General features: G+C 42.0%; 17 protein-coding genes and 3 pseudogenes. 4 read left to right on the forward strand and 16 right to left on the reverse strand.

Annotated elements, in window-relative coordinates; genetic code table 11:
- Window positions 1-44: 44 nt before the first annotated feature.
- The 8 genes from JQX68_RS13125 to JQX68_RS13160 are packed head-to-tail and all read right to left on the reverse strand — an operon-like array spanning window position 45 to window position 5,056.
- Window positions 45-788: a class I SAM-dependent DNA methyltransferase gene (locus tag JQX68_RS13125; RefSeq protein ID WP_014664670.1), complete on the reverse strand. Its 744-nt coding sequence runs from the start codon at window positions 786-788 to the stop codon at window positions 45-47.
- Window positions 785-1,141, reverse strand: a complete 357-nt coding sequence (rsfS, locus tag JQX68_RS13130; RefSeq protein ID WP_014664671.1) for a ribosome silencing factor — start codon at window positions 1,139-1,141, stop codon at window positions 785-787. Before rsfS ends, JQX68_RS13125 begins: the two co-directional genes overlap by 4 nt.
- A gap of 17 nt (window positions 1,142-1,158) precedes the next feature.
- Window positions 1,159-1,719 (reverse strand): bis(5'-nucleosyl)-tetraphosphatase (symmetrical) YqeK, encoded by a 561-nt coding sequence (yqeK, locus tag JQX68_RS13135; RefSeq protein WP_014664672.1) that lies wholly within the window; start codon window positions 1,717-1,719, stop codon window positions 1,159-1,161.
- Window positions 1,709-2,278: a nicotinate-nucleotide adenylyltransferase gene (locus JQX68_RS13140; RefSeq protein WP_014664673.1), complete on the reverse strand. Its 570-nt coding sequence runs from the start codon at window positions 2,276-2,278 to the stop codon at window positions 1,709-1,711. The genes yqeK and JQX68_RS13140 overlap by 11 nt, the downstream gene beginning before the upstream one ends.
- A gap of 11 nt (window positions 2,279-2,289) precedes the next feature.
- Complete coding sequence (gene yhbY, locus JQX68_RS13145) at window positions 2,290-2,580, reverse strand: ribosome assembly RNA-binding protein YhbY (protein ID WP_014664674.1); 291 nt, start codon at window positions 2,578-2,580, stop codon at window positions 2,290-2,292.
- Window positions 2,574-3,416 carry a shikimate dehydrogenase gene (gene aroE, locus JQX68_RS13150; protein ID WP_147772258.1) on the reverse strand — a complete coding sequence of 281 codons (843 nt, stop codon included), beginning with the start codon at window positions 3,414-3,416 and terminating at the stop codon, window positions 2,574-2,576. The genes yhbY and aroE overlap by 7 nt, the downstream gene beginning before the upstream one ends.
- A gap of 17 nt (window positions 3,417-3,433) precedes the next feature.
- Complete coding sequence (gene yqeH / locus JQX68_RS13155; RefSeq protein WP_147772259.1) at window positions 3,434-4,534, reverse strand: ribosome biogenesis GTPase YqeH; 1,101 nt, start codon at window positions 4,532-4,534, stop codon at window positions 3,434-3,436.
- 3 nt (window positions 4,535-4,537) lie between these two features.
- Window positions 4,538-5,056, reverse strand: coding sequence for a YqeG family HAD IIIA-type phosphatase (locus tag JQX68_RS13160; protein WP_003226126.1), 519 nt, complete (start codon window positions 5,054-5,056; stop codon window positions 4,538-4,540).
- Window positions 5,057-5,417: 361 nt separating this feature from the next.
- Here JQX68_RS13160 and sda point away from each other — a divergent pair, with 361 nt between their 5' ends.
- Entirely contained in the window at window positions 5,418-5,558 is a 141-nt protein-coding gene (sda, locus tag JQX68_RS13165) for a sporulation histidine kinase inhibitor Sda (RefSeq protein WP_003226124.1), read from the forward strand.
- Window positions 5,559-5,863: 305 nt separating this feature from the next.
- On the opposite strand, the gene JQX68_RS13170 is transcribed toward sda, so the two are convergent.
- Window positions 5,864-6,595, reverse strand: coding sequence for an SGNH/GDSL hydrolase family protein (locus JQX68_RS13170; protein WP_014664678.1), 732 nt, complete (start codon window positions 6,593-6,595; stop codon window positions 5,864-5,866).
- 432 nt (window positions 6,596-7,027) lie between these two features.
- Here JQX68_RS13170 and JQX68_RS13175 point away from each other — a divergent pair, with 432 nt between their 5' ends.
- Complete coding sequence (locus JQX68_RS13175) at window positions 7,028-7,654, forward strand: TVP38/TMEM64 family protein (RefSeq protein ID WP_147772260.1); 627 nt, start codon at window positions 7,028-7,030, stop codon at window positions 7,652-7,654.
- 159 nt (window positions 7,655-7,813) lie between these two features.
- Here the strand turns inward: JQX68_RS13175 and JQX68_RS13180 are convergent.
- A pseudogene (locus JQX68_RS13180) lies at window positions 7,814-8,106 on the reverse strand (NAD(P)-binding domain-containing protein); the annotation flags it as partial.
- Window positions 8,107-8,342: 236 nt separating this feature from the next.
- On the opposite strand from JQX68_RS13180, the gene JQX68_RS13185 reads away from it, so the two are divergent.
- Window positions 8,343-9,065 carry a YqeB family protein gene (locus JQX68_RS13185; protein WP_103032335.1) on the forward strand — a complete coding sequence of 241 codons (723 nt, stop codon included), beginning with the start codon at window positions 8,343-8,345 and terminating at the stop codon, window positions 9,063-9,065.
- Between the two features lie 32 nt (window positions 9,066-9,097).
- On the opposite strand, the gene nucB is transcribed toward JQX68_RS13185, so the two are convergent.
- Window positions 9,098-9,508, reverse strand: a complete 411-nt coding sequence (gene nucB / locus JQX68_RS13190; RefSeq protein WP_147772261.1) for a sporulation-specific Dnase NucB — start codon at window positions 9,506-9,508, stop codon at window positions 9,098-9,100.
- 196 nt (window positions 9,509-9,704) lie between these two features.
- Between nucB and sigK the strand changes: the two genes are divergently transcribed.
- Window positions 9,705-10,433: an RNA polymerase sporulation sigma factor SigK gene (gene sigK, locus JQX68_RS13195; RefSeq protein ID WP_013308023.1), complete on the forward strand. Its 729-nt coding sequence runs from the start codon at window positions 9,705-9,707 to the stop codon at window positions 10,431-10,433.
- Window positions 10,434-10,535: 102 nt separating this feature from the next.
- Here sigK and JQX68_RS13200 read toward each other — a convergent pair.
- From JQX68_RS13200 to yrkP, 5 genes and pseudogenes are all read right to left on the reverse strand, one after another.
- Window positions 10,536-10,635: pseudogene (locus JQX68_RS13200) on the reverse strand (recombinase family protein); the annotation flags it as partial.
- Window positions 10,596-10,771: pseudogene (locus JQX68_RS21740) on the reverse strand (hypothetical protein); the annotation flags it as partial. The pseudogenes JQX68_RS13200 and JQX68_RS21740, both read right to left, overlap by 40 nt.
- Before the next feature lie 541 nt (window positions 10,772-11,312).
- On the reverse strand, window positions 11,313-11,729 hold the full coding sequence (psiE, locus tag JQX68_RS13205; protein ID WP_003246154.1) for a phosphate-starvation-inducible protein PsiE: 417 nt from the start codon (window positions 11,727-11,729) through the stop codon (window positions 11,313-11,315).
- Window positions 11,730-11,773: 44 nt separating this feature from the next.
- Window positions 11,774-13,072: a two-component system sensor histidine kinase YrkQ gene (gene yrkQ, locus JQX68_RS13210; RefSeq protein ID WP_147772262.1), complete on the reverse strand. Its 1,299-nt coding sequence runs from the start codon at window positions 13,070-13,072 to the stop codon at window positions 11,774-11,776.
- The gene (yrkP, locus tag JQX68_RS13215; protein WP_147772263.1) at window positions 13,059-13,754 is read right to left on the reverse strand and encodes a two-component response regulator YrkP; all 696 of its coding nucleotides are present in this window, start codon (window positions 13,752-13,754) and stop codon (window positions 13,059-13,061) included. Before yrkP ends, yrkQ begins: the two co-directional genes overlap by 14 nt.
- Window positions 13,755-13,892 lie beyond the last annotated feature (138 nt).

Here is a 13,892-nt window from a genome sequence, read left to right on the forward strand (position 1 = left end):
CTGTACTGCAAAAGCATAAAAAAGCATTTTAAAAAACCATCGTTTTAGGAAACGATGGTTTTTGGTTTCTGCGCCTTGAAAAATAGGCGTTCTGATTGTGCTGATGGCTCAGAATCCGTAAAATCAGCTGTCACGTGATGGAGCTGAAAGCCACAGTTCTTCAGCATTTCTTCGTATTCATCCACTGGGAACGTTCTTTGCTCGTGTGTCTCATCAAAGCGGTCATATGCTTCTCCGTTCCAAACAAAAAACGACATATCATGAATGACAGAAAGCTCTTCACTTCCAGCAAAGCTCTGCCAAATATAGCTGATATCTTCGTCCTGGTCAGCAAATGTGCTATCCGGAAAAACTTCTGCAATTTTATAAGATGAATGTACATCAAACAGCAAAATGCCTCCAGGCTTTAACACCCGAAACACACTTTTAAAGGTTTGGATTACATCATTTTTTGTTTTTAAATAATTTAATGAGTCACAGCATATCGCAACAGCATCAAACTGACCGTCAAAGCCGGAAATCTCTCTCATATCCTGCTGAAGAAATAGAATAGGCTGGCTACTAGATACCTTTTGCTGGGCGAAGGAAAGCATCTCCTCGCTGAGATCGATGCCTGTAACCTCGAAACCTTTTTCGGCAAGCCGGATGGAGATTTCTCCCGTGCCGCATGCAAGATCAAGAACACGGCCTTTTTCCGGGAGAGATGCATCAATCCATTTTGTCCATTGATCATAAGGCGCGTGTGACATCAACTCGTCATACACGCTTGCAAAGCCTTGATAAATCATTGGTTCATTCCAAGGTCAAGATCTGCGAGCGGAGCGTCTCCCCACAGCTTTTCAAGGTTATAGTAGCTTCTTTCGTCCTTGTGGAAGACATGAACAATCACATCGCCAAGGTCAACGAGCACCCATCTTGCTTCATCAAAGCCTTCCATCTTTTTGACTTGAATGCCGTTTTCATCAGCCTGATCCTTGATTTCACGGGCAATCGCCTGCACCTGTTTATCTGAATTTCCGTGGCAGATCAAAAAATAATCAGCAACTAGAGAAATGCCTTCCATATCCAGTGCTAAAATATCCTCTGCCCGTTTATCATCGCATGCCGCAGCTGCGAGCTTTAAAATGGCCTTTTGGTTCATTCACAAATTCCTCCTGTTCAGTTGCCAGACACAAGCCAGTTATATGTTAAAAATGTGTCTGGAAAAACCGGTTGATTTTTTTTCATAAGAAAAACCATTGTATTTTTAATGGACTGAATCAGCGCTTGATTCAAATCAGTCTCAGCAAGCTTACGCACCTCATCGACACCGGGAAATGCCCGATTAGGCTCAATGTAATCGGCAACGTAAATGACTTTTTCTAAAAGTGTCATGCCAGGGCGCCCTGAGGTATGATACCTGATGGCGTCAAGAATGTCTTCATCTTGGACACCCGCTTCTCTTTGGACCAAATACGCGCCGACCGGAGCGTGCCAGAGCTCCGGATTATGATCCAATAAATGCGCAGGCATTTTTTCTCGCGCAATAATTTGTTTCATTTCTTCTTTTGGGCGGAATTTGGCATAATCATGAAAGATCGCCGCTGTTTCCGCTTTTTTAGAATCGGCTCCAAAACGCTCCGCAAGTTCGATCGCCGTGTTCATCACGCCAATCGTGTGGATATATCGATGTTCGGTCAATTGCTGCTTCACGCATGCAAGTGCCTCCTCACGATTCATATAAACCATTCTCCTCTACATACTTCTTCACTTTATCAGGGATTAAGTAGTCAGTGGGCTTCTTGCTTTTAAACCGTTCCCTTATCATAGTTGATGATACCTCAAATTCCGGAACGTCTGCAAAGAGAAGCGGATAAGGGGTTTCAACATGAAAACCGGGGCGCTTTACTCCAATAAATTGAATGAGGTTCAGCAGCTCGTCCAGCTTATACCATTTCGGCAAATATTCAATCATATCAGCACCGATAATAAAGAACAGCTGATCATTTGGATAACGCTGCTTCAATAAAGAAACGGTATCAAAGGTATATGATGGCCCTTCTCTTTCCATTTCAACAAGCTCCAGCTTAAAGGACGGATTGGATTGAATCGCAAGCTTCAGCATTTCCACGCGATGCAAGCTGTCGGTATAGTCTTCGTCCTGTTTATGCGGCGGAATTTGATTGGGCATAAACCAAATTTCATCAAGCCCCGCCTGGTACAGCACCTCATTCGCCATTAAGAGGTGACCATTATGCGGAGGATCAAACGTGCCTCCGAAAATTCCGATTTTCTTCATTTCAACCACCTTTAAGGAAGCTCGATTTGTTTATTTTCCTTTGATTCCTTATATAACACAATTGTATTGCCGATTGTCTGCACCAATTGAGAGCGGCTTCCTTTTACAAGAGCGTCCGCCACATCATTTTTATCCTCTTCGCAATTCTGGAGAACACTGACTTTAATCAGCTCTCTCGCTTCAAGTGCCTCAGCAATTTGTTTAATCATGTTGTCGTTTACTCCGCCTTTACCTACTTGAAAAATCGGCGTTAAATGATGCGCTTTTGAACGCAAAAAACGTTTTTGTTTACCTGTTAACATTCTGTTCCTCCTAATTTTCCTATTACAATTGATCTCATTTTTTCAATATCAGGCTCTTGTCCAGTCCATAATTGAAAGGATAATGCCGCCTGTTCAACAAACATGCCCACACCATCGAGTGTTTTTAAGCCTTTTTGGCTTGCTTCTTTTAAAAGGGCCGTCTGAATTGGATTATACACGATATCACATACGACAGCACTGCTTGCGGCACGCTGTAATGAAAGCGGCACTTCGTCCACATTCGGATACATGCCCACTGACGTTGTATGGATAATCACATCATACTGCTCAAGACGTTCTTCTGCTTCTTTTAAGCTTAATACTTCTTTATTGTGAAACGAAGGAGTGGATTCTGTAAGCCGCTTTGCTTTTTCCAGCGTCCGGTTGCAAATGTCAAATTTTTTTGGGCTATTACGGACAATTGTTGTAAAGATGGCTCTCGCCGCTCCGCCCGCGCCGATCATTAAAAATGACAGTTCAGAGATGGGCTTGTCTAATACCTTCATTAATGACTTTACAAAGCCTTCCCCGTCGGTATTGTATCCGACAAGCTTGTCTCCCTCTCTTCTGACCGTGTTTACGGCACCAAGCACTTTTGCACTCTCATCAATATGATCCAAATAATCCATAATAGAAACCTTGTGCGGGACAGTCACATTGATTCCTTGTACGCCTAGAGCTTTTATTCCCTTTACCGCATCCTCCAGATCATTCTCTTCCACCTTGAAGGCATGATAATGCCCGTCAAGCCCAAGATCTTTCAATGATGCGTTATGAATATCAGGTGACATGGAATGGCCAATCGGATTTCCGATAACCCCGTACAGCTTTTTCATACTCCTCTCCCCTTTTCTTAAATTAATGAGCGCCGAACAAATACATGAACGCCTTTTGGAGCGTATGCAGTTACCTTTTTATCGGCGTCATGGACAGTAACCCAGCCTAACCCAGAGAAAACGATATCTGTCTTTTTGTCTTTTATCGTAAACGTATGGGCGACCAATTCCGGAAACTCATCTATTTCATCTTTACCCGGAGGCGTGAGCAATTCCCCTGCATGCTTTTCGTAAAGCGCGTCTGCATTTTCAAGTTTTGTTCTATGAATCATCAGCTCATTTGGCATATAGCAAATAAAAGGAGATCTTTCCCCAGACACATAATCGAACCTTGCAAGTCCGCCAAAATACAGTGTTTGCTGATCATTAAGCTGAAAAGTGCGAGGCTTCAGCTCTTTTTTAGGGGATAGTATTTTCAGATCCTTCTTATTGACATAATGCGCCATTTGATGGTTGTTGATAATTCCCGGAGTATCATAAAGCGCTGAGCCGTCATCCAGCGGAATTTCAATCGCATCAAGGGTTGTGCCAGGAAATTGGGATGTTGTAATAATATCTTCTTCACCTGACACTTCTTTAATAATCCGGTTAATAAAGGTGGACTTCCCTACATTTGTACATCCGACAACATAGACATCTTTGCCGTTGCGGTAATGCTCAATCGCATCAATGACCTCTTTGATTCCCTGGCCGCGTCCCGCACTGACCAAAAATACGTCAACCGGTTTTAAGCCAAGCTCTTTCGCTTCACGTTTCATCCATTGGATCAGACGCTCTCTTTTCAGTGACTTAGGCAAAATATCCGCTTTATTGCCAATTAATAAGATAGGGTTCCCCCCCACCAAGCGCTGCAGCCCATTAATCCAGCTGCCGTTAAAATCAAAAATATCAACTATTTTTACGACAAGAGAGTCCGTTTCCCCAATACCGTGAAGGATGTTCAAAAAATCATCATCCGTTAAGGAAACGTCTTGTATTTCATTGTAGTTTTTCAGTCTGAAGCAACGCTGGCAAATCACATTTTCTTTCGTAAGCGATGCAGGCGGCGCGTACCCCAGACCTGTTTTGTCCTCGGTTTGGATTGCAACTCCGCATCCGATACAAACAACCTTTTCCATTTCTTACTCCTCCCACTGAATGTGCCCTTTTCGTTTGAGAGCACTCAGTATTCTGCGTTCAACCTGGCGATTAAAGCGCGTAATGAATCCGTCAGAGGAAGCGACAGGCACGACCAAAATCGTATGGTAGCCGTTTCGGTTTCCCCCGAGTACATCGGTCAGCAGCTGGTCTCCGATGACCACGCAGTCCTCTTTTTTCAGCTCCATATTGCGCACCGCTCTATTAAAGGCTTTACCCATCGGTTTTCTTGCTTTATAAATGAATGGGATTCCAAGCGGTTCAGAGAAAAGTTTCACTCTTCTTTCATTATTATTAGAGACGATTGTCACTTTAATGCCGTGTTCCTTCATTTCTTCAAACCACTCGATCAAGCGCGGCGTCGCGTTCGGCCTGTCCCATTCAACAAGCGTATTATCCAGATCAGTAATAATCCCTTTTACATTTCGTTCCTTTAATTTTTCAGGTGTAATATGAAAAATATTTTTTACAAACTCGTCAGGTAAAAAAAACTTTTTTAACAAAACCCGCACCCTTCCCTTTTCTTTCTCCTTAATATGATTGTCGAAAAAAATCGAACTTGCGCCTAAAGAAAAACTGAGCAAAAAAATTTCGACAAAAATTGGGTTTCTTCACCAGGTGTGGATAAATTTACACACACTATCCACTCTTATTACATCACTCTTTAGACAAATTATAAACACGATACTCACAAGTTATCCACTTTTTGGTGTGGATAACAGAACGATTGTTCTTATATTCATTTCATGGTAGATTAAAGATAACTTCAACCTCAGATAAACGCAACTTATCATTGTATGCGTTAAGATCATGAATGATTCCAACTTTTAAGGAGGTGCCTCTCCCATTAATTGGGTTCCTAGCATGAGAAAACTGTCTGATGAATTACTAATAGAATCTTATTTCAAAGCCACCGAGATGAATTTAAACCGTGACTTTATCGAGTTAATTGAAAACGAAATAAAAAGAAGATCGCTCGGACATATTATTTCCGTATCTTCTTAATAGGAATTTGTCTATTTTTTCCGGGCGTATTTCCTTTTTTTACTCAGATGACTGATATTATATCACTTCGGCTGCGCGCTTTACTACTATTTTCAGCAAAAAACACCCCTAAAAAGAGGTGTTTTAAAGGGCCGGTTATTATGCTAACCAGTATATGCCGCCCACAACCAGGAGAACAACAACTAAAACAACAATAAAAGCGTATCCATATGCTCTGCCTGCGCCATACATGTGAAGCGCCTCCTTAATAAGGTTTTATAACAGCCTATGTAGGAGAAATAAATCGGACTAGGCGGTTGTCCGGCTCAACGCTGCAGAATCTGCCCATCTTGTATTCCTTCATATACGATCCTTGCCCCTTTAGGTGTCATATGATTGCCTGAAGGATCTATAAGACCGGATTGGATAAGCGCTTCATCAGTTGCTTTTCCGCCGTCTGCTTCTATAAAATGCTTCCAGTTATCTACAAGAGGGACATTCAGGCGCTTCGACACATCTCTTGTAATATCGTTGTATGAGTCGTGCCATTTCCTTGCTCCGCCTTTTGGTTCAAAAGCAGCTGCTTTATATCTGGAATAGTAAAACAGATGATGCTTCCCATTACCTTCTATAATCGGAATACACGTCATTAAGATTGGCTTGATCCCGTGTTTTCTGCTTTCTTCAATAAAATAAACCAGATTTTCTCTAAAACGCTGCTTCGACACTCTCGGTTTTCCCTCAGTCAGTATGGCGGCGTCATTTGTGCCGAACATAATAAACAAATACTTCGGTTTTTGATCCAGCACATCTGTCTGAAACCGAAGACGGGCATCCTCTGTCGTCTGTCCTCCGATTCCCGCATTGAGTATATCAAGGTTACCGCGTTCAGCTGTTTTAAGTATATTGACCCACTGCTGTGCTTTTGGATAATCGCGATAATCCCAATTAGAGCCACGCGTATTGCTGTCACCAAATGCTACAACGTCTTCGTATCCCATTCCCTCGCACCCTGCTGTAACGAACAACAGAAGGAAAAGGATGATAAAATGTTTCATCTTTACACCCCCAAAAGCCTCACCTTAATGTTATACCTCTGTTTCCCTTCGTTCAACGAAGAGTTTTTTTGCTAACACTGTTTTTTCCTATAGTTAACGTGTCCCCCTCAGTGAATATCATTCTGCTTTCATTGCGGCGCAGCAGATGACTTTTTATTTTTAAATTCCCTTCTCTCTAATCTGAAAAACACACAAACCAAAGGAAATAAATAGGCTAAGATACAGCTTATCCCTTAAGGTTATGGTTACCCTTTCTATCTCCCCTATGTTAAGAAAACAGAGAGATAGACGGACAGCCTTTTTTATGAACTAAAAAGAATTGTGTTCTTAACCTGGTTTTCAGTTGAACGGCTGAAATGACACCAGTTATACTAATTTAGATGACGGAGATTTTGGCTCCTGACATCATCTAAGTTGGGAGTGACATAGACTATGTTAAAAAAGGGAATAGGTATACTTGTGATTATCGCTATCATTGCAGTCGGTTTTTTTCAAAAAGAAGCTTGGCTTGATGCAATCAAAGCAGGGGGGATATTTTCCGTTTTATTTAGTATGCTGCTGATTGCTGTCGATGTTTTTTTCCCAATAGTGCCGTTTGCTTTAGTTGCTGCTTTAAATGGCGCTGTGTTCGGGACGGCAAATGGAATTTGGATTACACTGACCGGCTCAATGCTTGGTACAATATTGCTGTTTTTTCTCGCCAGGTACAGTTTTAGAGATTGGGCCAGAAGAAAAGTTCGGGCATATCCTGCCATACAAAGCTACGAGGCTTCCTTCAACAAAAATGCTTTTACCGCTGTTTTATTAGGAAGGCTGATACCGGTCATACCTTCCCTTATAATGAACGTGATCTGCGGACTGAGTCAGGTTCGCTGGCATGTTTTTTTCTTTGCATCTTTCATAGGGAAAATCCCCAATATTGTTGTTGTCACCATTGCAGGTGCCAACTTCACCAGCAATAAATTATTGTCTATCAGCATTTACGGTGCGTATATTCTGATCATCATGCTGGTCATATATAAAAAGTTCCCTCATCTTCTGAAGGTGCCAAAAAAATAAGGAGGCTTGTTCGCCCCCTTACTTTTTTTCCGTCGCATGGCCTCCAAATTTTGAAGGGCAGCGACATGCGACCACAGGAGTTGCGGTCTGCAGGATCAAGAGTGGTTTCCGCCGTCCGTTTCCCTTCACCTATGGATCATTTTTCAAAAATGTCCGCTTCCCGCTTCCGACGGCGGTGTCCCGAAAAAGCAGTTCTACAATCTCCCATGCTTTATGATCACCCCCCACCATAAAACAGGCTCCATGCCATGCGCCTTCATTCCGCCCGCCGTACCGGCATCGAGATAATGGATACCGCTTCTTTCATTTAATTGTAGCGGTAGATCGATTCTTTTTAATGATAATCATATCGCCTTTTCTTAATAAAGGTCAAACATCACGCAAAACTGCATCATCTCTATGAATTGCTTTCCTATGTTTATTTTCCCTAAGCCGATTAATCCGATTTTCATGCCTGTTCTTCCTGATTGTCAAAAGCCTTTACTTTTTATGTTCCCTTTGTATTTGATACGCAGGAAAACAAATGAAACTACATCTTCTGCCCATTTTAATATGTTTTTCATGACCTGCTGTACCTGCCAGTTCCATTTCAGAACCCTCTTTAAATCCATAATTTTTACTTTATCCTTGATTTACCATCTCGTTGAGTTAAAATATGGGAAGAGAATTTTCAGTAAAAGAAGGTGTCATGTTGCAGAATCAATCTCATACTCTTATTGGTGTTACGAAAACCGCTGTATTCTTTTTATACGCTGCACTTGCAATCATCGGTTTTACCATCGGGTATTTTATCCCGCAGATTGCGAAATGGGCATTATCCCTCCCGTGGATTCCTTTTGAAGGACCGCTTCGGCTCATCACCTCTTTTCAGGGATCAACAGCTGCATTTATCACTGCTCTTCTCGGTATGACTGCAGGGATTTGGTTCGCTCATTCTGTTATTGCAATGCTGCTGTCTGTCAAGATTACAGATCACACAGTGGAATTCATGAAAGGAAAAAAAGTGCAATCAATTCATTCCGGTGACATCGCTCTTGTATTTATGGATCACAAACAGCTTGTCCTCCTAGGAACAGCCGGATATGAATTGGTACGGGAAGAAATTGATGAAAAACCAGTAAACGTTGAGAAGGCCTTTAAACAGCATCATTACGAATGGGCAGCAGATGGTGATCCGTTTAAAGATCAATTTCGCCGATGGATTCCTGAGGCACCGGACCTATCGCAAGGCGCCCATGCCTTATTAAAAGCTCGGCACAAAGCGCTGGAGGACGAAGAAAAAGACGATATTGAAGAATTCCGCCTCGAACTGGCACAATTGGGCATTGTTGTACGGGACGAGGGCACACGCCAATATTGGCGAAAAGCAGAAACCTATCCCCCGAACATTCAGCACGGCGAAGGGTTGTAACAACAGAGGCTCAAGAAAGAGCCTCTTCTTTACTACTGCACAATAAACAGCACTCTGGTGCCGTCAGGATAGCTGCTCATTTGATTCCCTACCCATGAGCCGGCACCGCGATTATCAGAAGGCGTCACATATCGGACATCAGCTCCTGCGCCGCCTTCCTCGCAGACCGCCATCGGCCACTCATCCCGATCATAGCCCGGCTTAGTCGGAATACCCTTTAATGATTCCTCCCGCCTTTTGTCTGCTCCATCTCTATCTATGGTGCAAATCTCAGAATGTCCCTCTGCAATCGCATCTCTAATATGATCGCCTGTTTCCGGATAACGAGACAGCGGAAAATATAACACTTTGTCATACAAAGAAGCGCCTTGGATCTGCTGCGGAACCATTACATAAAGAAGAACTGCTGCAGCAAGAAACAGGCCTGCCATCCATTTTTTCATTCCCATCCCCCCATACATTTGTTCATTTCAATGTATGGGCGCATGATAAAAATTATTGTTAACATTTGAAGTTAATATGCTGTTTACAAAAGCCCAGGCTCCCCTGCGAGAAATTTCCCGGTACAGACACAGACAGCCTCCCGCCCACATACATTTACATATAGGCTTTTGCCTACATACTTTTGTGGAGGTGACGATGGTGACAGGTGTTTTCGCAGCGCTCGGCTTTGTTGTTAAAGAGCTTGTCTTTTTAGTATCTTACGTGAAAAACAATGCCTTTCCACAACCGCTCTCAAGCAGCGAGGAAAAAAAATACTTAGAGCTCATGGCTAAAGGGGATGAACATGCCAGAAACATGCTGATTGAGCATAATCTTCGCTTGGTCGCCCATATTGTGAAAAAATTTGAAAATACAGGTGAGGATGCAGAGGACTTAATCTCCATCGGAACGATCGGGCTGATTAAAGGAATTGAAAGCTATTCCGCTGGTAAGGGGACAAAGCTGGCGACGTATGCTGCGAGGTGTATTGAAAATGAAATCCTCATGCATTTGCGCGCATTGAAAAAAACAAAAAAAGATGTGTCCCTTCACGATCCGATCGGGCAGGATAAGGAAGGGAATGAAATAAGCCTGATTGATGTTTTGAAATCAGAAAACGAAGATGTGATAGACACGATCCAGCTCAATATGGAACTTGAAAAAGTGAAACAATACATTGACATTTTAGATGACCGTGAAAAGGAAGTGATTGTCGGGCGGTTTGGACTTGATTTGAAGAAGGAAAAAACGCAGCGTGAGATTGCCAAAGAACTCGGGATCTCGCGCAGCTATGTATCGCGGATTGAAAAGCGGGCGCTGATGAAGATGTTTCATGAGTTTTATCGGGCAGAGAAGGAAAAGCGGAAGAAGGCGAAGGGGAAATAATGCAGAAGAGGCCGGATCTCATATTCCGGCTTTCTCTATTTTACTAAAGTTTCTATTAAAAGAAATAGAAAAAGAGTTATGAACATCATTTTTGTTATCACTGATAAGCTCTCCAGAAAATCCTTCATCGGCATACTTCAGCACATAGTCCCTGCTTTCTTTTACAGGCCTCGATCTGGCTGTCAATGCTGGATCCCTTGATCGCTTGTTCCTCGGTCGATACCCTTACATATATTGCTATCATCCTGGATCTCCTTCCTATAAAGTTTTATTAAATAATGATAGCAATCGTTAATGCATTTGTCAGCTTGCGGTCCCTCGATGATTATTACCTTCATAAAATGCATCACCCCTTGGGTATGCTATGTAACAGCTGTTTGTCCAAATGAGGTGGTTTTCAGTATGAAAACAAAAAACCGATGGCTTGAACCATCGATCTGTTTTCTATATCACTGGGCCCTCAATATAGTAAATCTATCTCATTGGTTATGAAAGCTTATTTTCATTACACATTCTATATTCATTTGTTATCATTTTTAAATGTTTGTATAATTATGGTAAAAAACAAAAAAACAATAAACGTCCATCCAAAACTTTTTCATCTTATTTATTAAGAATTTTAACCTCTTCCTTGTAAAATAAAGAACGATTTTCATCTCCAGACAGTTAAAGCTATATCATCGGGATATGACTGTTAAAGTAGCCAATAAATCCATTCAGATATCCACTTACAAGCACAATTCAATTTGATCCAGATTTCTGAGCTGACATTAAACAGCTAAATCTATAAATACTGATTAACAATATTTTATTCTGTTCCAGTTGCCATTCACAATTAGGACATTTCGGCGGCGTATCGGCATAAAGTGAACTAATTTATTAATGTTCAACAACAGAATTTCGTCTATTGGCAATAAAGAATCCACAAATCATTGCAAGAATGGCCATCGCCCACCAGAACGTTGAGATCGCTTGATCATGATCGATGATAATCAAACGAATGACAGCTGTGATGCCTATATAAATGAAGTAGCGAAGCGGGAAATGAAAGTCTGATTTGAAGTATTTGATAATCAAAGCAATGAACTCAAAGTACATGAAGAATATAAGCAGTTCTCCAAGCATCTCATAATAGCTGTCCACTTTGTTGAACAGTGACTTGTATACGAATAGCACAATGTACCAAGTCTCGCTGATCAGAAGTGCGCTTAAGGCTAACGCCAGGAAGAACAGACAGACATTGAGAAGCGCTTGTAACAGGTAAGGCACCTTTTTGAATTTGTTGGAAAATCTCATCATGTTGTCTCCTAATTTCAATATATTCGGTTTTTATTCTCAGCCTACATCTTGGTGTTCCAAAATCGTAGCACAATGTAGTACTTAGAATTCTTTTGTATACTGTGAAACTGCCCCTGCATGCGGGACATCATTCGCGCAATGCTTCTTTCACCGAGTCCGTTGCTTTCCGGTGTTACATCCGCAAGTTTAATCGTATTGCTAACATGAATCTCAAATATTTCTTGATCCGATACAAACGTGATGCTGATTTCTTCTTTCGGATCTGCGTATTTAAATAAGTTTGACATCACATTATCAAATACACGACCAAGCTCCTCCACATTCACGTTAATATAGGTTTCCGGCAGCTCGCCTGAAATATGGACCCGGAAATGCTCCTGATGAAGGATGGCAATCTGATCTGATATTAGATCGTAGATCACTTCTTTCACTGCAACGGTCTCCAGGTCGGCCCCAGGTTCCCTGTCCAGCAGGAAATACGCAAACAGATTGTCAGACAAGCTTTTTAATTGCAGTGCTTTACTATAAGCATTGGCTACATACCGATCTTTGCTGGCACCCGCTTCGCCTCTTTCTTTTTTGGCAAACTCCAGATTCATGATCAGCGACGTCAGCGGTGTGCGCATATCATGCGACATTTCGGTAACCAGGCTGCGGCTCTCTGCTTGCAATTCCTCGATAGCTTTAAGTTTGTCCAAGAAAGCTTTCCGCAGATCCTCAATGCTCTTTGCAATCATCGCTAATTCATCATGCCCTTTTATCGTCATCTCGTAATCCAGCTGGCCCCCTTCAAGAATATGAATCTCTTGGTGAAGCGTTTTAAGGTAGCGAAGACTTTGGCGAATGCCGAAGAGAACAATGATTAAAAAGATGAGAGTTGCACCGAGCAATTCCAATGTAAAGGCCAGATCATAATATCGGGAAGAGTAGAAACCGTCGATAATGACTCGTCCTTCACCATCGCTAAACTTGACCGGATGTGAATGATTTTGAGCATACTGAGTCAGCTTTTCCTTTCCATAATCCGATTCGGAATAAATGGAATCATATTGCAGCTCTTGATCCTTGAATATGGTGAGGTTAATGTAATTTTCTTTTTTGACCCACTCGCCAAACGCTTTTCTATCCGATGTAGACAACTCATTTTCTGAAACGTACTGACTGAATTTTTGAATGTATCTCGCTGACTCCTTGTGATAATACTCATCCGAACTCAGGTATCCCTCGATCAGGTCATCTGTAATCTTTTGCAACGTCAGAAAGATCACACCACTCACAATCGCAGCAACCATGATCAGCAAAGCCAGTTTTTTGGTTAGCGTAAATTTACGATGCGCCAAATCGATATCCTCTTCCCCATTCAGTTTTTATATAAACCGGACGTGCCGGATCATCCTCAATTTTGGAGCGCAGCTTTCGAATATGCACCATCACCGTATTGTTGGAACAGTAAAAATAAGGCTGTCCCCACACACTCTCATATATATTTTGAGCAGAAAATATTTTGTTGCGTTTGCTCATCAGCAGTTTCAGGATACGATATTCCAGATCTGAAAGCTTGATTTGCTGCTCCTCTTTCCAGACCTCATTAAATTCTTCGCTCACTCTTAGTTTGCCCCCGATAAGAAATGTTTCTTCCTCTTCCTTCTTTTCCTGATAGATAGTATATCTGCGTAATTGAGCAATCACTCTAGCGTGAAGTTCCTCTTCCGAGAAGGGTTTAGTCATATAATCATCGCCGCCGGCGAGTAATCCCTCAGTTTTATCGAGTGTACTCGATCTGGCCGTCAGAAACAGAATCGGGACGTTAGAGGTTTTCCTGATGTGCTGACATGTTTCAATTCCCGAAATGCCTGGCATCATAATATCCAAAACAACCAAATCAAGCGAATCATCCACAAGTTGCAATGCTCGCTTTCCATCCTTGGCTCTTAGCACCTCGTAGCCTGCACGCGTAAGGGATTCCTCCAAAAGTTCACAAATATCCTCATTATCCTCTACGACTAATATTCGATGGGTCATGTCTCTCTCACCTCATGATTCTTGATGTTAATTCTCGTGTGTCCTTACTATATATCATTCATAAGTAACACGTACGTTACTAAGATACTACGTAAACCTTAACAATTTATGAAAGCTGATGTCTGCCACAAACTTATC

It is taken from the genome of Bacillus sp. LJBS06 (assembly GCF_016924995.1).
Lineage (GTDB): Bacteria > Bacillota > Bacilli > Bacillales > Bacillaceae > Bacillus > Bacillus stercoris.